The 23474-nt window shown below is 55.2% G+C and carries 20 protein-coding genes and 3 pseudogenes; 13 read left to right on the top strand and 10 right to left on the bottom strand.

Going from position 1 to position 23474, the window contains the following annotated elements:
• Nucleotides 1–25: 25 nt before the first annotated feature.
• Both IFT57_RS26990 and IFT57_RS11570 read left to right on the top strand, forming a co-directional pair.
• Nucleotides 26–244, top strand: a complete 219-nt coding sequence (locus IFT57_RS26990) for a hypothetical protein (RefSeq protein WP_244657299.1) — start codon at nt 26–28, stop codon at nt 242–244.
• A 269-nt stretch (nt 245–513) separates the two neighbouring features.
• A complete protein-coding gene (locus IFT57_RS11570; protein WP_244657300.1) occupies nt 514–1083 on the top strand; it encodes a hypothetical protein in 570 nt (189 codons plus the stop codon).
• A gap of 158 nt (nt 1084–1241) precedes the next feature.
• Here the strand turns inward: IFT57_RS11570 and IFT57_RS11575 are convergent, their stop codons facing one another.
• The 9 genes and pseudogenes from IFT57_RS11575 to IFT57_RS11615 form a co-directional block, all read right to left on the bottom strand.
• Nucleotides 1242–1436 (bottom strand): hypothetical protein, encoded by a 195-nt coding sequence (locus IFT57_RS11575; protein ID WP_192151462.1) that lies wholly within the window; start codon nt 1434–1436, stop codon nt 1242–1244.
• Between the two features lie 223 nt (nt 1437–1659).
• Nucleotides 1660–2262 (bottom strand): hypothetical protein, encoded by a 603-nt coding sequence (locus IFT57_RS11580; RefSeq protein ID WP_192151463.1) that lies wholly within the window; start codon nt 2260–2262, stop codon nt 1660–1662.
• 15 nt (nt 2263–2277) lie between these two features.
• Complete coding sequence (locus IFT57_RS11585; RefSeq protein WP_192151464.1) at nt 2278–2571, bottom strand: hypothetical protein; 294 nt, start codon at nt 2569–2571, stop codon at nt 2278–2280.
• A 1584-nt stretch (nt 2572–4155) separates the two neighbouring features.
• Nucleotides 4156–4713 carry a hypothetical protein gene (locus IFT57_RS11590; protein WP_192151465.1) on the bottom strand — a complete coding sequence of 186 codons (558 nt, stop codon included), beginning with the start codon at nt 4711–4713 and terminating at the stop codon, nt 4156–4158.
• The gene (locus IFT57_RS11595) at nt 4713–6596 is read right to left on the bottom strand and encodes a site-specific integrase (protein ID WP_192151466.1); all 1884 of its coding nucleotides are present in this window, start codon (nt 6594–6596) and stop codon (nt 4713–4715) included. The genes IFT57_RS11590 and IFT57_RS11595 overlap by 1 nt, the downstream gene beginning before the upstream one ends.
• A gap of 25 nt (nt 6597–6621) precedes the next feature.
• Nucleotides 6622–8784 (bottom strand): hypothetical protein, encoded by a 2163-nt coding sequence (locus IFT57_RS11600; RefSeq protein ID WP_192151467.1) that lies wholly within the window; start codon nt 8782–8784, stop codon nt 6622–6624.
• Nucleotides 8784–9953 carry a tyrosine-type recombinase/integrase gene (locus tag IFT57_RS11605; protein WP_192151468.1) on the bottom strand — a complete coding sequence of 390 codons (1170 nt, stop codon included), beginning with the start codon at nt 9951–9953 and terminating at the stop codon, nt 8784–8786. Before IFT57_RS11605 ends, IFT57_RS11600 begins: the two co-directional genes overlap by 1 nt.
• A 1042-nt stretch (nt 9954–10995) precedes the next feature.
• Nucleotides 10996–11364 (bottom strand): annotated as a pseudogene (locus IFT57_RS11610) (endonuclease); the annotation flags it as partial.
• Nucleotides 11365–11368: 4 nt separating this feature from the next.
• A complete protein-coding gene (locus IFT57_RS11615; protein WP_122478175.1) occupies nt 11369–11611 on the bottom strand; it encodes a DUF1654 domain-containing protein in 243 nt (80 codons plus the stop codon).
• 279 nt (nt 11612–11890) lie between these two features.
• On the opposite strand from IFT57_RS11615, the gene IFT57_RS11620 reads away from it, so the two are divergent.
• Genes IFT57_RS11620 through IFT57_RS11635 form a run of 4 tightly spaced genes read left to right on the top strand, consistent with a single transcriptional unit; the run spans nt 11891 to nt 15590 of the window.
• On the top strand, nt 11891–12772 hold the full coding sequence (locus IFT57_RS11620; protein WP_192151469.1) for a TauD/TfdA dioxygenase family protein: 882 nt from the start codon (nt 11891–11893) through the stop codon (nt 12770–12772).
• Between the two features lie 13 nt (nt 12773–12785).
• Nucleotides 12786–13667 carry an ABC transporter ATP-binding protein gene (locus IFT57_RS11625; protein WP_192151470.1) on the top strand — a complete coding sequence of 294 codons (882 nt, stop codon included), beginning with the start codon at nt 12786–12788 and terminating at the stop codon, nt 13665–13667.
• Nucleotides 13668–13691: 24 nt separating this feature from the next.
• Nucleotides 13692–14558, top strand: a complete 867-nt coding sequence (locus IFT57_RS11630; RefSeq protein ID WP_192151471.1) for an ABC transporter permease — start codon at nt 13692–13694, stop codon at nt 14556–14558.
• A gap of 30 nt (nt 14559–14588) precedes the next feature.
• Nucleotides 14589–15590 carry an ABC transporter substrate-binding protein gene (locus IFT57_RS11635; protein ID WP_122797667.1) on the top strand — a complete coding sequence of 334 codons (1002 nt, stop codon included), beginning with the start codon at nt 14589–14591 and terminating at the stop codon, nt 15588–15590.
• A gap of 65 nt (nt 15591–15655) precedes the next feature.
• Here the strand turns inward: IFT57_RS11635 and IFT57_RS11640 are convergent.
• A pseudogene (locus IFT57_RS11640) lies at nt 15656–17594 on the bottom strand (mechanosensitive ion channel family protein); the annotation flags it as partial.
• A gap of 202 nt (nt 17595–17796) precedes the next feature.
• Between IFT57_RS11640 and IFT57_RS11645 the strand changes: the two are divergent.
• From IFT57_RS11645 to IFT57_RS11675, 7 genes and pseudogenes are all read left to right on the top strand, one after another.
• Nucleotides 17797–18948: an MFS transporter gene (locus IFT57_RS11645; protein ID WP_192151472.1), complete on the top strand. Its 1152-nt coding sequence runs from the start codon at nt 17797–17799 to the stop codon at nt 18946–18948.
• Between the two features lie 72 nt (nt 18949–19020).
• Nucleotides 19021–19520: pseudogene (locus IFT57_RS11650) on the top strand (GFA family protein).
• Between the two features lie 128 nt (nt 19521–19648).
• Nucleotides 19649–19981: a hypothetical protein gene (locus tag IFT57_RS11655; protein ID WP_446731190.1), complete on the top strand. Its 333-nt coding sequence runs from the start codon at nt 19649–19651 to the stop codon at nt 19979–19981.
• A gap of 29 nt (nt 19982–20010) precedes the next feature.
• Nucleotides 20011–21156: a PQQ-dependent sugar dehydrogenase gene (locus tag IFT57_RS11660; protein WP_192151473.1), complete on the top strand. Its 1146-nt coding sequence runs from the start codon at nt 20011–20013 to the stop codon at nt 21154–21156.
• 107 nt (nt 21157–21263) lie between these two features.
• Nucleotides 21264–21914 carry a glycosyltransferase gene (locus tag IFT57_RS11665; protein WP_192151474.1) on the top strand — a complete coding sequence of 217 codons (651 nt, stop codon included), beginning with the start codon at nt 21264–21266 and terminating at the stop codon, nt 21912–21914.
• A 15-nt stretch (nt 21915–21929) separates the two neighbouring features.
• A complete protein-coding gene (locus tag IFT57_RS11670) occupies nt 21930–22775 on the top strand; it encodes a glycosyltransferase family 2 protein (RefSeq protein WP_199868835.1) in 846 nt (281 codons plus the stop codon).
• 85 nt (nt 22776–22860) lie between these two features.
• A complete protein-coding gene (locus tag IFT57_RS11675) occupies nt 22861–23319 on the top strand; it encodes an REP-associated tyrosine transposase (protein WP_192151475.1) in 459 nt (152 codons plus the stop codon).
• Nucleotides 23320–23474: the final 155 nt, after the last annotated feature.

A 23474-nucleotide genomic window follows, 5' to 3' on the forward strand; every position in this document is an offset into this window, starting at 1 on the left:
TCATCGGGAGTAAACAGGAGGCTCTATGACTCGAGACACCAAGGACACCGTCTACTGCAATGTTCAGATGCCTATAGCTAAGGAGCAAGAGCTCTCTCGTTTAGTGGCTGAGCTACGAGCATCAGGCAGCCATCCTGGACTAGACGCAGTCTTCGAAGAGATACAGTACGAGCTGGACTCGTCGATTGAATTCGTCGAAGAGCAACTCCGTGGTGAAGGCGGATTCGGCCGGCGGCCACACTGATACCTCTAAGTCGAAACCTTCCAACATCCGAGTCAGATGCAACTGGCAAGCGGAGCGCGCAGGCCGAAAGGCCGAGGCGCGAGGATGGAAGCCCACAGGGCCGAGACGCGTTGAGCGGCTCGGTTCACGACAGCCGTCCCGGAGGGCGCGCGCAGACAACTCTACAAACGCTCCTGCCATCGCGGCAGCGTTGTCATAATTAATTTTCATGTCCGCTAAAGTTTTTTGAATGACAAACCGTTTATGTTTGTATTTAGCCGAGACGGTAAATGCATATGCTTGAGGCACCTGATTTGACTAGCACTCTCTCTTTCAAGCGGGAACTTCTCTGCTGGCGGGGTCGGGAGTTCGATGATCGCTATGAATGCCGTGTTGCAGCTATCGAGGGAGGGGGCGCGAGTATTGAGTTTGAATTCGAAGGAATCGATGTCGGCTCGGAAGTAGCGGCGGATATTGCCTTTTGCTTTTCCGAAGCTCTGGCCATGACGGAGCAAACGGACGTAGAAAGCGCGACGGCAGCACTACGTTACGAGGGCATGCTCAAAAGAAAGTATCGATCATCGCATGGCGCATGGCAGTTCAGTGCTACAGGTGTTTTTCCTGTTGAGAATGCTAGCACTGAGCTTCTTGAGGGGACACAAGGCGCAGGTACCTTTGTCGCAGTACGAACCATAGAGGAGGGTGGCTTCGAATTAGAACTTGAAGAGATGGGCTACTCGTTTTCTGCGCAGGATGCACTCTGGTTGCAAGAGAAGCTCCTTGAGGTAATCCAGCAGCCTCCACAGCAATACCCCCGAGTACGCTTGCTCGAAGCGGGATACGGTGCAGGGGAACCTTAGTATTCACCTGCGTGGGCCTAGCGGGAGTTCAATGGTGGCGCAGGTGCCCGGTATCCTAGAGGTCACCTTTCAATTCTTACCGAACCTTATTCGTTAGGCCAGCACGTGTCTCGAGGCACCGGCCGGATTCGGCTACAGCGTAGGTATGACATTCAGTATCACTGTTTCTTGACCAGATCTTTGTACAGTTCTCGTGCGGCTAGGATCTGATCTCTGAGTTCTTCGGGGTCAATCCTCATGCCGCCTCCTGGTGTCACCTGCAGTGTCTTCAGGCTGTTGGCTGCTTTGATGAAATCTCGTTCCTCCGCCTGTATCCAGGCAGGGCGTTTGTCCTTCCAAAATGACCATGCCATTTCGCCTAGCCTCGCTCCACGATGGATGGAAGCTAGTATGTGGTAGCCGCAGGGAATGTCCAAGCTAGGTGGTGACTTTGATCATCATGCAAGCGGAGCGCGCAGACCATGATGGTCGGAGAGCGGAAGGATGTCAGCCCGCAGGGCCGAGACCCGTCATGGCGGGGCTCGGTTCACGACAGCCGCCCCCGAAGGGGCCGCCCGACTACTGGCAACGCAAATGTTACCGGACAGCTCGTTGATCAAATGACCGGGGCACAACGCCCTGTGCGCAAAGATCATACGTTTTTCGCAACGCTACTTCGTCGCCAGAAGACACCCTCGCGTGGCTAAAGATCGTCGACAAAAAACGCTTCCGCTCGCCATTATCAAGTTCAGACCAGACCCTCGGCTGACCCTGGGCATCTGGCACCGCAAGACGATCAAGGAAATACTCTTCAAGGCTATGAAGCCGTTGCTGGCCATCGACCAGAATCTCGCTGTTGTCCGCCAATGCCCTGCCTGTGTCAGCCGGCTCGCACCAGTCGTTCGTAAGGTAGCTCCCTAGATCAGCCCCTGACCAAACAGCAGTAAAGAAACGAGCCTGCTGGCCTACGTTCCACTCCAGCCCGCGAGACCAGGTTGGTACGGGCATGCCCATGACAAATCGTGCAGCCCATGGGTAACGGTCATGAGTGGAGGACGGATCCACCAAGTATTTTTCCAGGTGGCGCGCCAACACATCAATTGGGTAATGGCTGACGGTCGTGGAAAGAAACCGCTGCGGCATTGGGATACGCGGGTCTGATGTTTCGTCGTCGGCATAGCGTTGAAAAATAGCAGTCATGGTACTCACTGGTGGCTACAAATAGGTGGAGGTGCTGGAGTTACTGCGGGCGCATCGCCAAGCGTCGACAGTCTCGATGATCAACACATCTCGTTCGATGGAAATGTCGATCTGGTCGCTGTCGACCAGTGCATGTGCGTAGCCTTCTGCATAGGCTGCTGCTTTATCAAATGCAGACAGGGTCTCAGATGATTTGATGCTGCCGATCAAACGCTGCCAGGCTCCACGCTGCCGGTTGCCTATGATCGTCTTGGGAAATGAAATGGCGGCACTTAAACGCTGTGCGTAGTCATCGGTTCGAGGGATCAAAGCGGTTCGCTCAAAGGGAGTACATACCTATGACAAACGGTTGGTTTTGGAAAACCTTGAGCCTGACGCGAAATTTTTTGTAGGCATGGGCCATCCAAGCCAAAGTCTGATCAACCCAAGCAGGCGGAACTCGCAGACGTGAGGATGGAAGGCCGGTATCGAGAAATACACTGAGGCAGCCGTCGTGAGACGCAATCAGTTTCACCGGGGACATGGCACCACGAATGTGCGTGTGCTCCAAAGCCTTGAAGACGCGGTCATCCAAAAAGTCTCCCTACAGGAAGCAAAAGGTTTGTTTGGCGGCGTGCGGTAGTGCTTCGAGATTCGGGCGTTTCCACTGCCGACAGCTGCAGATGATGTGATTGGGAGCGTCACCGGGTTCCACAGGATCGCATTCGGGATAGAACAAAGCTGGCATACAAATTTCTCCTCTACGATTAAGGAAATGAAGCCATAGGTAGGATTTTGGTCAAGCTAGTAGGCCGCAGAAGGCGATTTTTTTGACGAAATATCAGTATCTTAGGAGCATACCGATAAGATCCATGGCAAGATTTTGCCGCATTGGTTTGCGTGGATAGTCGACCACGTTGTGAGTTGCATCAGAACAGGAATGTCGAGCAGTGTGCCCCAGTGAACGAAGCCCAGCGCGTGAGCATGTTACGCCTTGGGCGTTTCATCGATCTCGCGAATGTATTGCGATAATAGCCTAGGCCAAAAATGGCCCATTGCAACGGCCAACGCGTCTATGGTTGGGACTGAACGATGCCGGATGGCACACATGACGAACGCCTCTCGTACTGCCCGAATGGATGCCGTTTGAGGATCAAGTTGAGCTTCCAACAACTAGGGCCGCAGAATCCACTTGAGCTCAAATTGAGTCATTGGATGATCCTGACTCTCTGGGGGGGAACAGGTAGTCCCCCTTTTGAAAGCCCGCTTTCTTTCACGTACTGAGACAGCACTGATGCATTCATTTCAGGCAGCCTGCGCGCTATTCGGGTGGGTCGGGAAGTCGAGGCCATATGACTATGAACAACGAAACCGTCATTTTGAATGTCTCCTGCTGTGATATGTAAGATCTCAGTTTGCTGAACCCCTGAAAGCGCGGCGACACACAATGCAAGATCGCGAAGGTTTGCGAGGCGACCTACTGCTGCTGCGAGGGCCCTGAAGTATTCTTTGCTCAAAGGCGTAATGGGCGAGGAATGGGGCAGGTCATGCAAGTCCGCGTGATCAAGGCGATCTGATTTGGAATACGCGGCCGCTGAGCTTGCAATTGCTTCCTGCTTCCTGCTTCCTGCGAAAGCTCTCAAAGGCCAAAAGCTCGTGCAGTGGCAATGCCGTCACCAACGAATTGATTGCCCCCATTATTAATCTCGACGATTTCGTGGGATTTTACGGGCAGGAAGATGGCCGTACTGACGGAATCCCGTACCTGTGCTATTGAGAGAACGGGGGCGTCGGGCAAAGTACCCTATAGGGTGTACTTTGCGCTTCGATCCAGGCGGGCCAGACGTATAGGATCTACAGGATTTATATTAAATAATGAAAAGTTGCGTTGCTAAATTGATTCCCTTAAACTATTTATTCCACAGTTCTGAAAGTGCGCTGTAGCTGAATCGCTTGCCTTTCTATAACCGCTTCAAGTTCAAATATCTTAGACTTAAGCTTTGCAATTGTAGCGGCCTGATCTTTTGAACGCTGTATTGCTACGCTGTTGATAGCAGTAGTCATTGCTTCTCCCAACCTTAAATTGGTAAGACGCTTTATTTCATCAGCTTGGTTTCTATACGCCCTTTCGATCTCTCTTTTAGTGCGCTTTGTACCGCCACTCTTGATTTTTGCATGAGCACTATTGTAAGTTAGTTCCAAATCATTATTTAAATCTGTAATCAGCTTGCATATCTCTGGCTGTCGTCGCTCCGAAATTATACTAGGGCTAAGACCGCAGGCTTTCGCAATCTGCCTAGCAACTATCTGGCGCTCTTTAATACTCAGGTTAGCTTCTTTGTTGATTGCCCCTAGGATCTTTTTGTGTTGGCTTATGATCTCGGTGTGCAGTTTGATTTTCGAAGGCGAGTTTGCCCATGAGGGCACCTCATCCACATGAGGCTTTATGAAATTTTCCAACGAGAAATCCATCATTTTTCCTCTAGCCGCTTCGTAATAGATTTGACAATGTCCGAGCTGAGTTTGCCAATTGCTCTGATAGGGTGGGTGTCGGAGATGTACTGGTGTTGGATCCCGATACGAGTTAGGTTTTCAGCATGCAATTTATTATGCATTCCGTTTGGACAACCGCAGCATATTGTTGGGCCACTCCCACCGTCTATATCAGGTAGGCGACTGACAGGGTCATAGCACTTAGCTGACTGCTCTGACCCATAAAAAAATACGCAAAATCCCCATTCAGTTGCTGAAAGACGGCCTATCGAGGCAGCGAAAGACTCTATTTTTTCATTAAGCTCCTCAATAGTTAAGGTCTCAATTTCGCCGATAGACTTCAGGATTCTCCTCGCCGCTGGCCCGATGAACTGATCTTCGATATCTTTTTTAGAGATCCGCTTGATTATCTCCTTTAAGTAGTCATCTTCTTGACTGTTGCGAACTGCCTCGTTTAGCTTAAGCTTTGTGTAAGCCTTAGTCATTGACGATCCCCTGCTATGCAAAAAATGCTCTCGAATGCGTTCTTCGACGTTACCATCCATTCTTCTCAATGCAAACGCGGCCCAAGTATGCCGGCATTGGTGGGCGGATAGAGTGGCGCATTCATTCTCAAGCTCTGGATATCGTTTCAGTGTAAATTTGTGATAGAAATCATTTATCCAAGGAGCCATAGTCTTGAGGGCGATCCGGGAATGGTTTGTAACCCAGTCTCGAATATCACTGACTTTATTTAGAGCTGAACTGGCAGCTCCCTCCATAAAACCCCGGTGGAAGAAAGACATTTCAAACTTAGTAGTATCAATGTAACTAATGCCTTCCAAGCAGTGAGCCGCCAAAGCTGTCAAGTCATGAAGCACTCGAGGCACGCGGAAGCCTTCATGGGTTTTAAAAACACTAGACTTAAATACCCATTCGCCAGAAATTTTCTCATAGTCACAAAACCGAAGGGAAGCAACCTCGGATATTCGAAAGCCACTTATAATAAGTAGGATTGTCAGAGATGCTTTCATCAGATCCTTACACCATTCACTTAGCTCTCCAACACTACTCCATGGCAGTTTATTAAGATGCGCTAGGCCTGCTTCTGAAAAAGATTCCCCCATATCTTTGTCAACGGCAGAAAGCTTATCCGTGTCTTTGTCTCGAAAGTACCGCTGAAGTCGGTCAAGCTTGCTTCCTGATTGCTTTTTAAAACAGTTAGATGGATGCGGTTTGTGCCGACGCCACACAGAGAAAAAAACCTTCGCTGCTTTAGCATCCTCGCTCTCGATCAGACGAATGGCGTCAGAAAGCATGATTGAAGCGATGGGCAGAGGAATCATCCCATAGGAATCACCTTCTTCCCATTCCTCATAAGTCATCCCTCGCTCATTCAGTAATGGCTCCATAATCGAACGCTTGAAGCTATTATTGAGGCTGTATTGGAAGCCATCCGGTAATGTTCCCTCAGTATGCTGGTTGCGACTTTGGTTTATGAACATGCTCAGTGTTTTGAGTTTATGACTTGCGTATAGAGGGGCGACTTCGACACTTGACACGGGCTTGGTCATTTGAGCTCGAACAAATTCGGTTATCTGCTTCCTACTCCAATCCCATAGAGCTATTTCAGGGTGATAGCGTTGCCAGTACTCACAAATGGACTGGATGTAGTCCTTGTTATTTTGTGCATTTGTTATTCTTGATACGACAATGCGATTTTTGTTGTCAGCAAAGCCATTTACATATTTGCTATTGACGAATAGCATTTGTCCATACGCGATTTTCTGGGGACTGCATTCCCAGTCAAACGAGAATGGCGTTGTAATGTTAGCTGAATGGCTGCTAACGTAGAAACAGGTGCTGCCGTACTGATTGTTCATCGTTTCCTCATGGCTATCGCCTGGATCAGTAAATTTGAGGCGTTGGGAACTGCGCACTTTGGTAAAGTTCTTTACCTTGTAACTGGCTAGCGCTGCTCATTCGAGTAATAACTTCCGAAATATATGAGCTTTTGATATTCAGTGACAATGTTAACTCAAGATTGACGCTTTCGTTTATGACGCGGGCACACTCCGTTTGGTACGAAAGCATCAGTGCGACTGTTATCGGGGAATCAATGAAGAAGCGCTTTTCGCCGTGATTTAGTGCGCCGAACGGGGTCAGCGTGTAGCCGCGACTCTCAGCTTTTTCAACAAGAGCATTAAACCCTTCGATATCATCAATTTTTTCTAATTGAGTACTCCAACCAAGCTCCAACTTGATTTTCTGATATGAAAAAACCTCGGTACGTGAAATCTGAGACGCTACTTTCCTTGCATCCATCTCCATCAATAGGCCAACATCTCGTGCAAATGCTGATCTTTTGTTTGAACGATAGGATGTATCACTTCTCGACTTGTAAGTCTCCAATTTGGTGCGCTGGGTATGTGCAGTGTTGTCGGCGTCAACAATGGACTTTGAATGACGATCATATGCAGATTCTGGATTGAATTTATCATCACTTATGATCGCCCTCGATTGGGCAAACGCCCCGAGAGGGATATTGATTCTTGGCGAAGCGATGCATTCTTCCCACCGACCTTCGGTCGTCTTTCCATCTTCGCTGGTGTTTATGTAATGCTGATATTCAAGTATTTCCTCGCGATGGGCAAGGTTTGAGTAGTTGACCTTTGCAAGTAACTCCATGAAGGGGAGCGCTTTAGGGTCTCTATCCAGTATTTCTCTTTTCATTGCCGAGTTAGGCATAACAGCTAGACACACCAGGCGATAGGGTAGAGAATTGATATTGATAAGACATTCAAAAGTAGATTTACTATTGAAGACGTGCGCAGATGCATGCTGCGGAAAGTTATTATTGAAATCAGTGCGCAGTGAGTGAAATATTTTGAGTATTTTGTATTGCCTTGTGTTTTCTCGGTGCGCGGTCGCACTTCTATCTTTTTTAGAGCTTCGATTTTTCTTGAATCTTACAGCCGCATGGCTTCGGGTGATGCCTATATCTTCCAAAGACATCTGCAGCAAGCCTGACTCTTGTACCCTGTCTGCAGCTAACAACCAACCTAAACAGACCTCTTCTTGTACGCCAGGTTGTAGCAGAAACCGGTAGTCAAGCGATTCGAAGGTAACGTGAATATTCGCGGTTTCTTTGAATTTTGGTTTGTTTCGCTTCAGCCTTCCGTCGTTCGTCATGCTGCTTTTAAGAAGCTGATTCATTATAGAAAGGTTTAAGGGGCGATTCAACGATGTCGCTACCATTCTGTAGATCTTGTCGGAGCTCAACAGCCTCTCTTTTAGCGTGAGAGATGTCGAGTCAAGAATCGCGTAATATATGGGTAGAAAAAAATCATGGTCGATTGCAGTCCGCTTCCAATCACATCGATTTAAATTTCCCAGTTTGACGGCCTCATCCACTACCGAAAGAATACCCGGGTCTTTCAGAAGTTCTACTCGGTGTTCGTTGAGTATTTTCAAATAAATGCTGCAAAATCTATTAGCCGAGTCCAGCAGAGTATGGTCATCATAGTCAGTATTTTCTAAAATGCCAGACAGTCCTTTTCTAGGTTGACTTGGTGAGTACGCAATTGACGGAATCTTCGCAAGCGTGCTGATAAGCTGCCTTTTGGCCTTCGTTGATAGCGTGCTATAGTGTTTTTGATCCTCTATAGCCCATGTAATTGAAGTTCTGAACATCCCGAGGTATGATCTAGCTGAGTTTGGATCTATATTGCTTTGGTTTACAAGGTGTCCTTTATACTCTTGAAAAATTGAGTTCGGCAGAGTGCTTGATGTGCCAAAGTATTCCTCTAAATATGAAAAAAATCTAATGAGCAGATATACAAAGCCCAGCTTCGATTTCTCTATGTTAACCGCTACGACTTCCGCCACGTAATCAATGAGTGTGTTACATAGAGGGTCGTCTTTTAAGTTTTTTGGAATACTTATCTTTATATTCTTTTGTAAACCAGTACTCTCACCAATTAATTCAATACTATTCTTCGATCTGCGTACCGATTGCACTCTACAATCCAACGCTTCACTCGCATCGACATGGTCAGTGGCACTATTCATTAATAATTCTCGTCTTGAATTGACAGCTCGGAACGTAGTAAATCTCGTGCGTGGATATTAGCCTCAAATGTGATATAAGCCTCGGTAGTCTCACGCCTTTCGTGGCCCATTTGATCTCTCACATAGACCCAAGGATCTAAGTTAAGTCTATAACACTGCCTCACACTATTAGTGGCAAAGGTGTGTCGCAGCGAGTGAAAAACAAGCTTAGATGCAGAGGCGAACGTGATCATGTAATCGTATTCTTTGTTGTTTTTGTTGTTTTTGTTGTTTTTGTATTGGCGGATAAGCTTCTTTATCTTAAGTAATCCAGCGACTTTAGCTGATTTAAAAACACGGGTGGCATGAGATTCCGATATGGTTCTTCCATCTGTCGCGCATATAAGCTGTCCGTCGGGCAGAGCAGATCGTCTACCCTCAATAAAAGAGCGAATAGCTCTGGTGATACTCGGATCAAAGTCCACATACCGGATTTTATTGCCTTTGCCTATTATTGGGAGCGTGATGGCAAGCTCGCCTCGTGCATCAGAATCGATGAGAGCAGCTTTGATTGTTGCAGTGTTTAGATTCAATGGCGACGTTACTTCGCTCGCACGAAGACCACAATGGAATCCAAGTTTAAGTGTCAGCTCATCACGTTCTCTCAAGAAAGGCGATTTCGTCGTGATTGAGCCTAACAGCTCACTGAAAATATCTTTATGAACATATTGCTTAAATAGGTCAAAGTCAGGCTTGCTAAAGCTGCTTTTTTGGCGTCTAAGCTCAGCGGCTTCGGAGTAGTCATAGCTAAGATTGACCTGCCTATCCAAAATCCCTATCTGCTCGGCGGTGAAATAGAATCCGCGTATGCTTGAGATAGCTCTTTCAATAGATAACCTGCACAACTTCTTTCTGATAAAGAGTATTTTGTAAAGGTAGCCGGACATTTGATCGTCGGTCACCTGTCTCCAGTCAATTGAGTAATCGCTCAGAGTTTGGAAGTAAGCGCATAGATCGGACGCCATGCTTCTCAAAGTTGGTAAGCTGACGCCTTCCTTCGATTTTTCCAAGAGGTGTAGAGATGGCGCTACCACTATTGATTCATCTGAGATGCGACCTTCGGTGACAATAGTGTAACTTTTTATAGGGCCACCAGACCAATCAATGTTTTCGACCAAGATCTTTTTCATCACGGATTACGCTTCCGTGTTGTTCTTGAAGTGTGCCTGTAACAGGGTGTTTGGTGCTTTTGGTTGACTTACCATCGTATGGCCATGCCCGAGTTAGATGAAATAAGACAATGTTAATAAGTCACTCTGTTTTTTTCAATCACAAATTTTGATGGTCATGGCACGAAGACTCTATGCAGATCTACGACTTTTTTTTAAAAAAATCTCTATTTTCAAGTATTGTCATGTGGCCCAACATCTAAAGGATTTTATAGCCGGCAGAGTTTGCCACTATATTGACAGTGGCTTAGGCTAGAATAGGCTCCTAACGCGTCGTACTGGCGGGCACGCACTGAGTTTTGATATATAAATTGAGTTATGGTTTGGATCTAATAAAATCCGAATATTGACAATATTCATCCGTTCTAATGAGTTATTATAAGTAAATGATATCGTTTTTTTCATAGATAATATTAATTACCATTCGCATTAGTATTTGTGACGAACGGTAGTTTAGGGGCTGCGGGTGTTGGCGTTATGAAGGTCGTAAGGTATCCATGGGCCTACTGACTGCCCAGTGATCGGAATCTATCTCCATAGGCTACGATGAAGCCTTGCGGACACGCTTCCACCCATCCTTGAACGCCCAAAACGGTTCTAGCCACTGATGCTTTAAGCGAAGCAGGCCTACGGTGCTTCTGTCGGCGCATCGACTTGGTCTCACCCGGCATCGGAGTTTCAGGGGCGGAAGGGCTTCTTCTGAAGATCCGCGCGGATTTTGGGTAGGTGATGCACAGAGGGGAAGTAGCTGTTAATGCACGCAGCCCCAATCTAAGCCGCTCAGCACTTAATAGCTGTCAATGCCCATCAGGCTACAGATGGTCATTGAGCTATGCATGTCGGTCGCAGCTTTGCTGTTGGGATCTGGCTTTAAAGGGAAGGAGTATGAGTGGAGATCGAGGACAGGACACCTGAGAACCATCATCAGCGTGTTGCACCTCAGTGTCAGCGTTAGTACCGGAGCTCTGTCAACATTTCTTAATATCTGTTACGCATGCAGATAAACCTCGCCAATGCTCGGCACCAGGTTGTGCAGGTCGGCCTCGGCGGTCTGGTAGACCTTGTCATTGCGGGTGCAGTTCTTGCGCCCGCCGTTTTGCCAGCACTGACGCTGGTGGCCGATCTGCCAGGCCGGGACGATGTGTTCCCATTCGATGCGCGCAGCGCGGTTGGCGTTCTTGCGCGGTACATAGCCGCACGCCGCAAGGTTGACCCTATTGCCGGTGTACTTGCAGCCGCAGTAAAACTCTGTGGACTGTGGGGCGTACAGCTTCCAGGCGACTTTCTTGGCTTCGCTGAAAGTGCGCGGGGCATCGGCATGGGCGGTGAAGCTGAACAACATCAAACTGATGAATAAACTGCGGACCATCATCGAATCAATCTTCCTTCGGCACGACCCAGAAAATCTGCACGCCACCGTCGTCGCGGTGGGCGAGAGTGACGTTGTCGTTCTCGGCGATTTCTTCGAGCATTTGCGCCCAATCGTCCTCGCTCTCGTGCTCGAGCCGGAAAATCAGGGCCGCACGGGACTTCTGCGCGGTGGGCGAATTGATGATCTTCTGGACGCGCACACCAAGACGTTCATAGGCGCTCGGCGCGGCGGGGGTGGCAGTGGTCACGACAGATTTCCTTATTGGCTGTACGTGCGTACAGTATTTGACTGTAGGACGTTTCGCAATAGCGCAGGTTAAATAGCGGGTTTCTGACAGCCGATCCTGTTGTTTTCTTCACGAGTTTCGAAAAAAACTTCAAGCGGATCAGAGACATCCGAAGAAACCTTGCGGGATCAAAGTTCTGCCAGTGATATCGTTATGCGATAAAGGTATTTAAAGTTATTTTCTTATAGCTCTACAGTCTGGCTATTCCCTCGTACTCAATAGCCAGAGTCGGAGCACAAAATGGCCGCCGTCCTCCCTGAAATCTCCCGTCAATCGTTCGAAGTTCGTCCGCTGGCCGGCCATGTCGGTGCTGAAATCATCGGCCTGGACTTGCGTCTTGGGTTGAGCGATGAGGACTTCGCGCGCATCCACCGCGCACACCTCGACCATCACGTCGTAGTATTTCGCGATCAGCGAATCACACCCCAGCAGCAAATCGACTTCAGTCGCCGTTTTGGCGTGCTGCAGATTCACGTGCTCAAGCAGTTTCTGCTGGCAGGGCACCCGGAAATTCTCATCGTTTCCAACATTGTCGAAAATGGCCAGCCAGTCGGGCTGGGCGACGCCGGCAAATATTGGCATTCGGACCTCTCCTATAAAGAACTGCCGAGCCTGGGCTCCATGCTGCATGCGCAGGAACTGCCCAGTGAAGGCGGTGACACCTTGTTTGCCGACATGCACAGGGCTTGGGACACCCTGCCAGCAGCGCTGCGCCAGGCCGTTGAGGGCAAGCACGCCGTGCATTCCTATACCGCGCGCTACAGCGAGGGCAAGAACGCCGCCAACTGGCGACCGACCCTGAGCGCTGAACAGCTGGCCCAGGTGGTCACCGTGACCCATCCGGTGGTTCGCACCCATCCGGAAAACGGGCGCAAGGCGTTGTTCGTCAGTGAAGGTTTCACCACGCACATCGTCGGCCTGCCAGAGGACGAAAGCCGCGACCTGCTGCAGCAGCTCTATGCCCACAGCGTGCGTGACGAGCATGTGTATCGGCATCAGTGGCAGCCCCACGACATGGTGTTCTGGGACAACCGCTCGTTGATACACCTCGCAGCCGGCTGCCCGGACCACCTGCGGCGCAAGCTGTACCGCACCACCATCCAGGGCGATGCGCCGTTTTGATAGGGAGTCTTGCATGAACGCTGCACTGCCAGGCCACACGGCCAGCGCTGATCTCGAAGGTAACCCCACGCCACTGACGACTGCAGAGCCCCTGTTGCAGGTGGACAACGTCAGCCTCGAATACCGCACCTCCGAACGGGTGGTACGCGCGACTCATCAGGTCAGCTTTGAAGTGGACCGTGCCGATCGCTTCGTCCTGTTGGGTCCCTCCGGGTGCGGGAAATCTACCCTGCTCAAGGCAGTGGCGGGCTTCATCAAGCCCAGCGAAGGGCAGATTCGCCTCGCCGGGGAGCGCATAGAAGAGCCAGGCCCGGACCGTATCGTGGTGTTCCAGGAGTTCGACCAACTGCCCGCCTGGAAAACCGTGATCGAGAACGTGATGTTTCCGCTGCTGGCGTCGCGCACCTTGAAACGCGCCGAAGCCAACGAGCGTGCTCGTCACTACCTGGAGAAGGTCGGCCTCAGTGCTTTCGCCGATGCCTACCCGCACACGCTGTCTGGCGGCATGAAGGCGCGGGTCGCAATCGCTCGCGCGCTGGCCATGCAGCCGAAGATCCTGCTGATGGACGAACCGTTCGCCGCGCTCGACGCACTGACGCGACGCAAGATGCAGGAAGAGCTGCTGGAACTGTGGCAGGAAGTGCGCTTCACCTTGCTCTTCGTCACTCACTCCATCGAGGAAGCACTGGTGGTGGGTAACCGCATCCTGCTGCTGTCGCCGCACCCGGGCCGGGTTCGGGCCGAAATCAACAGCCATCAGTTCGACCTGAGCAGCCTGGGCGGCGTCGATTTCCAGGCCAGCGCGCAACGCATCCACCGCTTGTTGTTCGACGAGGGCGAAGCGCCTGAGCTGGACCGGCCGGTGGATTTCCAGCGCCTGCGCATCGCCTACTGATCTCGCCGAATTCGGAGCAACGACATGAGCCTTTCCCCACCCGTGCGCCATGAGTATGAAGTCACTCTGGAGCCGTTCACCCAAGCCGAACTGGTGCGCGATATTTCCTGGCCGCAGCGTATCTGGCAACAGGCCTGGGTGCGCAAGGGCGTTATCCTGCTGGCCCTCGCGGTAATCTGGGAACTGGCCGCCCGTTGGCAGAACAACGACTTGCTGCTGCCCAGCTTCATGCAGACCGCCCATGCCTTCATCGACGGAGTGGCCAGTGGCGAGCTGCTGGGCAAGGTATGGATTTCGCTGACGGTACTGATCAAGGGCTACCTGATCGGCATCGTCCTGGCCTTTGGCCTGACCACGCTGGCAGTGTCGACCCAGTTGGGGCGTGACTTGCTCAGCACCTTGACGGCGATGTTCAACCCGCTGCCGGCCATCGCGTTGCTGCCGTTGTCACTGCTGTGGTTCGGCCTGGGCGAGAACAGCCTGATCTTCGTGCTGGTGCATTCGGTGCTGTGGGCGTTGGCACTGAACACCTACGCCGGCTTTCTCGGCGTCTCGGAAACCCAGCGCATGGCGGGTCGCAACTACGGCCTGCGTGGCCTGCGATTCGTCTGGTACATCCTCATTCCGGCCGCGCTGCCGTCGATCCTGGCAGGCTTGAAGATCGGCTGGGCGTTCGCCTGGCGCACGTTGATCGCCGCCGAGCTGGTGTTCGGCGCCTCGTCGGGCAAGGGCGGCCTGGGCTGGTACATCTTCCAGAATCGCAACGAGCTGTACACCGACAAGGTGTTCGCCGGCCTGGCTGCAGTGATTCTGATCGGCCTGCTGGTGGAAAACCTGCTGTTCAACACGTTCGAACGCCTCACCATCAAGCGCTGGGGCATGCAGCGCTGAGTCCATTTCCTTTAGTCCAGAGACTTCATCATGGTATTTGCAAGCAAGCTATCCCTGGCCTGCGGCCTGGCCGGCGCACTGCTGGCCAGCGGCGCCAGCGCCGAAGGCAAGATCAGCATCGCCCAGCAGTTCGGCATCGGCTATCTGATCCTCGATGTCGTGCGTGACCAGCAGCTGATCGAGAAACACGGCAAGCAGCAGGGCGTGGACATCGAAGTCGACTGGAACAGCATTTCCGGGGCCACCGCGATGAACGAGGCGTTGCTCGCCGGTGCGCTGGATGTGGTCTCGGCCGGAGTGCCGCCGATGCTCACCGTCTGGGACCGCACCAAGGGTCGGCAGAACGTCAAGGCGATCGCGTCGCTGGGCTCGATGCCCAACTACCTGCTCAGTAACAATCCCGACGTCAAGACCCTGCAGGACTTCACCGACAAGGACCGTATCGCGGTGCCGGCCGCAGGGGTCGGCTTCCAGTCGCGCACCCTGCAATTGGAGACGGCCAAACTCTATGGCGACAAGGAATTCAAGAAATTCGACAACATTTCGGTGAGCATCCCCCACCCGGACGCCACCTCGGCGTTGATGGCCGGCGGTTCGGAAATCAGCGCGCATTTCTCCAGCCCGCCGTTCCAGTACCAGGCCCTGGAAAACCCCAAGGTGCACAAGGTGCTCAGCAGCTATGACATCCTCGGCGGCCCGGCCACCTTCAATGTTCTGTACACCACGCAGAAATTCCACGACGACAACCCCAAGACGTACAAGGCGTTCTACGACGCTTTGGTGGAGGCCGCGCAGATCGTCAAGGCCGATAAGGTCGCCGCAGCCAAGACCTATATTCGCGTTGAGAAATCGACCTTGAGCGAGGCGTTCGTGGAAAAGATCGTCCAGGACCCGGAGATCGACTTCACAGTGGTGCCGCAACGTACCTTCATTTACGCCCAGCGCCTGCATGAGCTGGGTGTACTGAAGAACAAGGCAGACAGCTGGAAAGACTACTTCTTCGAAGAAGCCCACGGCGGCGACGGCAGCTGATCGGTCCGCGCCTTGAACATCGACCGCAACCTCGGCGCCGACGTTCACGCATCCTGTGAACGTCNCATGCTGGTCGACCAGCTTCTTCAAGCGCTCGTTGAAGGCCCGCCCCACACCGTACTGGCCACCGGACACGGTGCGGAACTGCGAGGTCAGGACGATGCCATTGAGGTCCATCTTGTCGACCCCGAACACCTGCAACGGGCCTTGCAGGTTGTGCTTGAGCATCACGTCATCGACGATCGATTGCCCCGCCTGCCTGATCAGGTCCAGGGCGGTGTCGATGTCGCTGTCGTAGGTGAACTGCACCGAGAAGAACGCGTAGGCGAATTGCCGGGACTGGTTGGTCACCGCCTTGATCTGGCCGAACGGCACCGAGTGCACGAAGCCCTTGCCATCGCGCAGGCGCAGAGTGCGGATGGTCAGGCTTTCCACCGTGCCGGCGTGGCCGGAGTCGAGCACCACCCAATCGCCGATGGCGATGGTGTCTTCGATGAGGATGAACAGGCCGGTGATCACGTCCTGCACCAGCTGTTGCGAACCAAAGCCGATGGCCAGGCCGACTACTCCGGCACCGGCCAGAAGCGGCGCAACGTTGATGCCCAGGTTGGCCATGGTGGTGATGGTGCAGATCACCAGCAGTATGATCTTGATGGCGTTGCGCAGCATTGGCAGGATGGTCAGCACCCGCGTGCTCGGCTGGCGCGAGGCGCGCTTGCCGACCGAGGGCTTCAGCGCTTCCTGGATGGCCGTGTCCAGCACGACCCACAACAGCCAGGTGACCAACAGGATCAGGCCGATACTGCTCAGGGAGTCGCTGATTGCCCGGCCCATGCTGTTGCTGGCGGCGAATTCGAGCATCGACACGCCCCAGATGCGTCCCAGCAGTTCGATGAAGGCGATCGCCATGACGATGCGCACCACGGCGTGGCCCAGGTTGCGCAGCAGCTCTTTATAGGGGCGCAGTCGCGGCGTTGCGGTGGCGGCAGGCTTGAACAGATGTTGCATGACGGTGCTGAGGAACACCGTGGCAATCAGCAGCACCGTGGTGAGCAGGGCGTTCTGCAAGGCCTTCTGGCTTTCTTCGCCGGCGCCGATCAGGTGCACGGCCGACACCAGGATCATCAGCAGGATGGGCAGGTACCACAACGATGAAAACAGCCGCAGCGACTCCTGCACCCCGCGGTGCTGCAGGCGCTGCGCCAGTGGCCGATTGCGGATCAGATGGGCCACCGGCCGGCGCATGCGCACCACCAGCACCGCGAAGGACAGCGTGGCGAACAGGCCCGCGACCACCGCCAGGCTGGCGGTGAAATTGGTGCCCAACTGACGGGCGATCTGCGGGCTGGTGAGGGCGTCGCTCAAGGCCGCCAGAAAGCCGATCATGAACAGCGGGCGCGGCGCATAGCGGCGCAGTGCCGTGACTGCAGCGCGTTTGTGACCGCTGTCGAACAGGGTGATCACGCACATGATCACCGAGGTGGAGAAAATGCCGCTGCTGGTGGCGTAGGCCAGCGACATGCCGATGGCTCTGGCGATGGATGCGTCGAGGGAATGACTGGCGTACAGCGTTACTGGCAGAGCAATGATCGCTGGCAAGGTGAACGGCAGGATGTAGCCCAACAGGTTGTGCAGGCGCGGACGCTCGCGGACGTAACGGCGGCGGCCGGTGCGGGCAACGATGAAGCGCCCGAGGAAATGCGCGAGCAGAAACGCTGTCATCCAGCACACCGACAGCAGAATGAAATCCGTTGCCAGGTCGAGTGCCGAGTGGGAGTGCCGGTTGATCAGGGTGTCGACCTCGCTGGCGGCGCGGTCGGTGCGCAGGCGCCAGGTATCGAGCACATGTTCGTCGAGATCGAGCTTCTTCTGCACGTCGTCGATGCCGGTGCTGATGGCGCCCAGCAGGCCGCCTTGCACCAGCGGCGCTGGTTCTTCGACCGGCGCATCGGCCGCCGGTGCTTCAGCGGCTTGCAGAGAAAAACTCAGCATCAGGAACAGCATGGGAAGGATGGTTTTTACCGGGGAACTGAACACAATGCGGGTCGCTCTATTGATCGGTACACCAGTCGTTGAGTGAATTTTTACCGGCAAGTTCGCCGATCCACGGCATTTGTCGCGATTGTTCATCTTGCATTGAAGGCTGTCGTGTTCTATCCAAGTGGTCCGCATACCTGCACGCAACTTTCTCTCCAAGGCTTTGATCATGTCGTCGAGCAGCACCTTCGCCACCACCACACCGGGTCGGCAAGAGCAGTTTTCCACCCGCATCGCTTTCTTCATCGCCGGCTTCGCCATGGCGGCCTGGGCGCCGCTGGTGCCGCTGGCCAAGGCGCGGGCACAGCTCAGCGACGGCAGCCTGGGCCTGCTGTTGCTTGGGCTGGGCGCAGGTTCCATCCTGGCCATGCCGTTGGCGGGTTATTTCTGCGCGCGCTGGGGCTGCCGACGCGTCATCGTCGGCGCAGCCTTGCTCATCTGTCTGACGTTGCCGCTGCTGGCCAGCGTGGCGACCCTGCCGCTGTTGATTGCCGCAATCCTGGTGTTCGGCGCGGGAATGGGCGCCATCGACTGCGCCATGAACATCCAGGCGGTGCTGGTCGAGAAGGCCAGTGGCCGGCCGATGATGTCCGGCTTTCACGGTCTGTTCAGCGTGGGTGGCATCCTCGGGGCGGGCGGCATGACCGCTTTGCTTGCGCTCGGCCTGACGCCGCTGCTGGCGGTGGCCTGCGTGGTATTGCTGACCCTTGTCGCGGTGTTCAAGGCGGCGCCGCATCTGCTGCCCTATGGCAATGAAAGCGACGGCCCGCTGTTCGCCGTACCACGTGGGATCGTGCTGTTCCTCGGGGCGCTGTGTTTCATCGTCTTTCTCACCGAGGGGGCGATGCTCGACTGGAGTGCTGTATTCCTGGTTTCCGAGCGCGACATGCAACCCGCCTATGCAGGCCTTGGCTATGCTGCCTTCGCCACGACCATGACCATTGGCCGCCTGACCGGCGATGCCATCGTCTCGCGCTTCGGTGGGGCCCGTGTCACGTTGTACGGGGGGCTTTGCGCGGCAATCGGGCTGGCCTTGTCGCTCGCCGTTCCGGCATGGCCGGCGGCTTTGCTGGGCTATGCCTTGATCGGCGCAGGCTGCTCGAACATCGTCCCGGTGCTGTTCACCGCAGTCGGGCGCCAGACCACCATGCCGCAGAGCGCCGCCATTCCTGCCATGACCTCCCTGGGCTATGCGGGCATCCTGGTAGGGCCGGCCTTCATCGGCTTCGTGGCCCACGCCAGCAGCCTGTCGATTGCCTTGGGCGTGCTGATCGTGCTGCTCCTGTTCGTCGCGGCCAGCGGGCGATACCTGCGAAACTGAAAGAGCCTGGCAGGGTCTACGCTGAACGTTCATCAACCGCTCACTGATTGTCACTCGATACGGAGCTCAGCCATGCAACTGCACGGATCCTGTCACTGCGGTGCCGTCACTTTCAGCCTGCACAGCGCCCATCCTTGCCCCTATCAGCGGTGCTACTGTTCGATCTGCCGCAAGACCCAGGGCGGCGGCGGTTATGCCATCAACCTGGGCGGCGAGGCGGCCAGTCTCAATGTGCAGGGTCGCAGTCATATCACCGTCTACCATGCCCGGCTGCCCGGCTGCCCGACGAGAGCGGCAGTGGCACCCACCCCAGTACTGCCGAGCGGCATTTCTGCCATCTGTGCGGCAGCGCGCTGTGGTTGTTCGATCCGGCCTGGTCGGAGCTGGTGCATCCATTCGCCAGTGCCATCGACAGCGAGTTGCCGGTGCCACCTGAACACACCCACCTGCTGCTCGATTCCAAGGCGAGCTGGGTCGAGGTGGAGGCCGGCAAGCACGACCGACAGTTCCAGCAGTACCCGGACGAGTCGCTTGCGCAGTGGCACGAGCGGCTTGGCCTGACCCAGCCTTGAGTGGTGCAGGCGGCTCCTCGAAACATGGTGAATCACCTCGATGAGGTCGTCGGGCCATGCCGCAGCGAACCTCAGGGGTAATTCATCCTCAAACCCTTGAATCCACCGTGATCGAGGGCGAGATATCCATGAAGTTGTTCCTACTGCCGTCCCTGGTGTTTGGCGCGATGCTGTCTCATTCGGCGATGGCCCAGGCGTCGAGCACCATCGAGCAACCGCTTGGGCCAGTCATCCTGGCCGCCAACGATACGTCCAACCCCTACAACAGCCCCATTCGACGGATCAATCCGAACAGCCGGCAGGGCACGACGGCGCCCAACCCGCAACTCCGCCAGCCGACGCCGCGCACCGACAATCCGCGGCCGCCGACGCTTGAAAACCGCGGCATCGGCAACGGTGAAAACCTGCGCCGTCCGGCCAACGGCACCCAACAACCCCGCACCGCCCCTGGCACGCGTTGATTACTCCATTCTTGCTGAAGGATAAGCCCATGTTGCAGAAAACCCTTTTGGCTTCGGCTTGCGCCGGCCTTGCGTTGTACGGACTGGCCGCTTCGGCGGCGACCGTGACCACCTACCCGAGCGAACTGGGCCAGATCACCGTGACGACCGTAGCCGAAGGCCTCAAATACCCTTGGGGCCTGGCGTTCCTGCCGGACAACAAGGGCATGCTGGTCACGGAAAAACCGGGTGACCTGCGCGTGGTGAGCGCTGAGGGCAAGATCTCGTCACCCATCAGCGGGGTACCGCAGGTATGGGCGAAAAACCAGGGCGGTTTGCTTGACGTGGTGCTGTCGCCCGACTTCAAGGCCGACCGTATGGTCTACCTGTCGTATGCCGAACAGGGCAAGGATGGCAAAGGCGGCACGGCTGTCGGTCGCGGGCGGTTGTCCGAAGACCTGACCCACCTGGAAAATTTCACTACGATTTTTCGCCAGGAACCGAAGCTGTCGGTCGGCAATCACTTCGGTTCCCGTCTGGTGTTCGACCGCGACGGTTACCTGTTCATCGCCCTGGGCGAGAACAACGAGCGTGCCACTTCTCAGGACCTGGACAAGCTGCAGGGCAAGGTCGTGCGCATCTTCGCCGATGGCAAGGTGCCCAAGGACAACCCGTTCGTGGGGCAGAAGGGCGTGCGTCCGGAAATCTGGTCGTTCGGGCACCGCAACCAGCAGGGCGCTGCGCTGAACCCATGGACCGGCACCCTGTGGACTCATGAGCACGGCGCCCGTGGCGGCGACGAGCTGAACATCATCGAGCGCGGCGCCAACTACGGCTGGCCGCTCTATACCCACGGAATCAACTACTCCGGGGAGCCGATTCCCGAGGCCCGCGGCAAGACCGGCCCGGGCATCACCGATCCGTATCATGTGTGGGAAAAATCACCGGCCATCAGCGGCATGGCGTTCTATGACAACGACAAATTCAAGCGCTGGAACCACAATCTGTTCATCGGTGCACTGGCCTCTGAAGACCTGATACGCCTGCAGTTCGAGGGCGACAAGGTGGTTCATGAGGAACGTCTGCTGGGCGAGCGTGGCGAACGAATCCGCGACGTGCGCCAAGGCCCGGATGGCTATCTGTATGTGTTGACCGACGACGACGACGGGGAATTGCTCAAGATCGGTCTTGAATGAATCGCACCGTTTCATCGTTTATCTGAAACCTCTCGTTCATCTTCGAGTCGATTGCTGGTCAATGGCCAGCATGGCCTCGACGATTTCGTGTCCTCAAGAGGTTCAGCATGATTGGCGTCATCATTCCTGTGCAAAACGAGCAGGCCAGCCTGGACCGATGCCTGCAGTCGGTCATGCTGGCTGCCGAGCACGGTACCTTGTGTACCGAACTGGTGCGTATCGTTGTGGTACTGGATGGCTGCAGTGACAGGTCGCGTGATATCGCCCAGCGCTATCCGGTGAGGTTGATCGACATCAATGTCGCGGACAAAGTGGCCTCCCGGGCCGCCGGCGCTGCCCATTTGGTGCAGGCTGGCGCACGATGGCTGGCTTGCACCGAAGCCGATGTTCAGGTGCCTGATGATTGGCTGGCGGCGCAACTGGCCTATGGTGTCGACGCCGTTTGTGGGCGGGTGGATGCCGAGCCGGGGACCAGTCCTTTCGTGCACGGTCGGCGGCGGCGGTCGGTGGCTATGGACGAGCGGCGCTCGAACGTGCATGTGGCGAATCTGGGGATCAGTACCTTGGCTTACCTGGACGCAGGGGGGCTGAATGCCACGCTGGGTCATGACGAGCGGCATCTGATCGAGCAGGTGGAAGCCCGTGGCCGGCGCATTGCCTGGAGCGGCTCGGTGCGCGTCAGCCGATGTGCGCCGGCAGGTGGCGGTTACGGCGAGCCGGCGCGGCTGCCGGGGTTGTGCAAGGTAAGTGGATTCTGACAGGGTGAATGTGACATGGTGAATGTGATCACGCTGGTGCATGGCCGCGAGCGACAGCTGGACAATGTCATCCGCGGACTGGAGCAGGGCAGCCTGATGCCCGAGGCGTTCTGGGTGGTGTTCATGAACCAGCCGGCGCGTGAACTGCGCAGCGACTGCTTTCCCATCCACTGCCTTGTGGTCGATGATGCGTCCCATGGCCTGCCGCTGGCGCGGGCGCGCAATGCCGTGCGCCAATGCGAGGGTGAGCAGTGGGTATTCCTCGACGTGGACTGCATTCCGAGCCAAAGCCTGCTGTCCGATTACACGGCGGCGCTGCGCGAAAGACCTGAAGCCCTGCACCTGGGCGAGGTCCGTTACTTGCCCAGTAGCGCTCGGATGGCACACTGGACTCAAGCCACGCTGATGCGCGACGGCGTTGCCCACCCGCTCAGCCAATACCGCGGAAAGCCGGGTTCGCTACTTGCGCATCATCTGTTCTGGTCGCTGAATTTCGCTTGCACCCGTGAGGTATTCGAACGCATCGGTGGATTCGACGAGGGGTATCTGGGCTACGGCGCCGAAGACACCGATTTCGCCTTCAGCGCGCGTCACCATGGCGTTGAGCTACGAACGGCAGCGGCCTTGGCCTTCCATCAATACCATCCGACCTGGCGTCCGCCGCTTAACCATTTCTCGGCGATCGTGGCCAACGCACAGCGGTTTTACCAGCGCTGGGCGCAATGGCCCATGGAGGGCTGGCTTGGCGAGTTTGCCGAGCTGGGCCTGGTGAGCTGGACGCCCGACTCGCTGGAGATCCTGCGTCATCCCACTGATGCCGAGGTCGATGCTTGCCTCGACCAGGCCGGCTCGGGGTTCTGAAAACGCCGTCAGATCCGGCAATGATTGTGCGCTTGCTCTGAGGCCGTGTGTTTTTTAGGTTGACGGCTTTTTCGGTGGGCAGGGAATGTCGGCGTGCAGGAAAGCCTATGTATTGCGCAAGGGGCGCTTGAGCGAGGTAGGCCAGGTTTACTCGATCACCTGTGTGACGGCTGATCGTGGGCCCGTGTTTGCGTGTTGGCAAAGCGCCCGGGCGCTGGTTGCTCAGTTGCGCGCCTTGCATGACGCAGGTGACGTAGAGTCGTTGGCCTGGGTGGTGATGCCGGATCATTTGCACTGGTTGTTTCAACTGTGCAGGGGCGACCTGGCTACGATCGTTTGCCGTATGAAAGCGCGCAGCAGCCTGGCCATCAATCGCCGCAACGGGACCTGTGGCCGGCTCTGGCAGAAAGGGTATTACGACCGTGCCCTGCGCCGCGAAGAGGATCTCAGAAGCGCAGCGCGCTACATCATCATGAACCCGGTCCGCGCCGGGTTGGTTCAGAAGGTTGGCGATTATCCATTCTGGGACGCGATCTGGCTGTGATCAGCGATCGCGTGCACCGCCGACGCGGCTCGCGCCGCTGCTACAGGCACCGCGATCCCCTGTAGCAGCGGCGCAAGCCGCGTCCGGAAACACCGCCCTTGTAGCAGCGGCGCAAGCCGCGTCCGGGAGCACCGCCCCTGTAGCAGCGGCGCAAG

Origin of the sequence: Pseudomonas sp. CFBP 13719 (assembly GCF_014842095.1) — a bacterium.
Lineage (GTDB): Bacteria > Pseudomonadota > Gammaproteobacteria > Pseudomonadales > Pseudomonadaceae > Aquipseudomonas.

Coding starts and splice junctions, on each gene's coding strand:
- IFT57_RS26990 (WP_244657299.1), top strand. CDS start 26: ATGACTCGAGACACCAAGGACACCGTCTACTGCAATGTTCAGATGCCT.
- IFT57_RS11570 (WP_244657300.1), top strand. CDS start 514: ATGCATATGCTTGAGGCACCTGATTTGACTAGCACTCTCTCTTTCAAG.
- IFT57_RS11575 (WP_192151462.1), bottom strand. CDS start 1,436: ATGGCATGGTCATTTTGGAAGGACAAACGCCCTGCCTGGATACAGGCG.
- IFT57_RS11580 (WP_192151463.1), bottom strand. CDS start 2,262: ATGACTGCTATTTTTCAACGCTATGCCGACGACGAAACATCAGACCCG.
- IFT57_RS11590 (WP_192151465.1), bottom strand. CDS start 4,713: ATGGATTTCTCGTTGGAAAATTTCATAAAGCCTCATGTGGATGAGGTG.
- IFT57_RS11595 (WP_192151466.1), bottom strand. CDS start 6,596: ATGAACAATCAGTACGGCAGCACCTGTTTCTACGTTAGCAGCCATTCA.
- IFT57_RS11600 (WP_192151467.1), bottom strand. CDS start 8,784: ATGAATAGTGCCACTGACCATGTCGATGCGAGTGAAGCGTTGGATTGT.
- IFT57_RS11605 (WP_192151468.1), bottom strand. CDS start 9,953: ATGAAAAAGATCTTGGTCGAAAACATTGATTGGTCTGGTGGCCCTATA.
- IFT57_RS11620 (WP_192151469.1), top strand. CDS start 11,891: ATGGCCGCCGTCCTCCCTGAAATCTCCCGTCAATCGTTCGAAGTTCGT.
- IFT57_RS11625 (WP_192151470.1), top strand. CDS start 12,786: ATGAACGCTGCACTGCCAGGCCACACGGCCAGCGCTGATCTCGAAGGT.
- IFT57_RS11630 (WP_192151471.1), top strand. CDS start 13,692: ATGAGCCTTTCCCCACCCGTGCGCCATGAGTATGAAGTCACTCTGGAG.
- IFT57_RS11635 (WP_122797667.1), top strand. CDS start 14,589: ATGGTATTTGCAAGCAAGCTATCCCTGGCCTGCGGCCTGGCCGGCGCA.
- IFT57_RS11645 (WP_192151472.1), top strand. CDS start 17,797: ATGTCGTCGAGCAGCACCTTCGCCACCACCACACCGGGTCGGCAAGAG.
- IFT57_RS11655 (WP_446731190.1), top strand. CDS start 19,649: ATGAAGTTGTTCCTACTGCCGTCCCTGGTGTTTGGCGCGATGCTGTCT.
- IFT57_RS11660 (WP_192151473.1), top strand. CDS start 20,011: ATGTTGCAGAAAACCCTTTTGGCTTCGGCTTGCGCCGGCCTTGCGTTG.
- IFT57_RS11665 (WP_192151474.1), top strand. CDS start 21,264: ATGATTGGCGTCATCATTCCTGTGCAAAACGAGCAGGCCAGCCTGGAC.
- IFT57_RS11670 (WP_199868835.1), top strand. CDS start 21,930: ATGGTGAATGTGATCACGCTGGTGCATGGCCGCGAGCGACAGCTGGAC.
- IFT57_RS11675 (WP_192151475.1), top strand. CDS start 22,861: ATGTCGGCGTGCAGGAAAGCCTATGTATTGCGCAAGGGGCGCTTGAGC.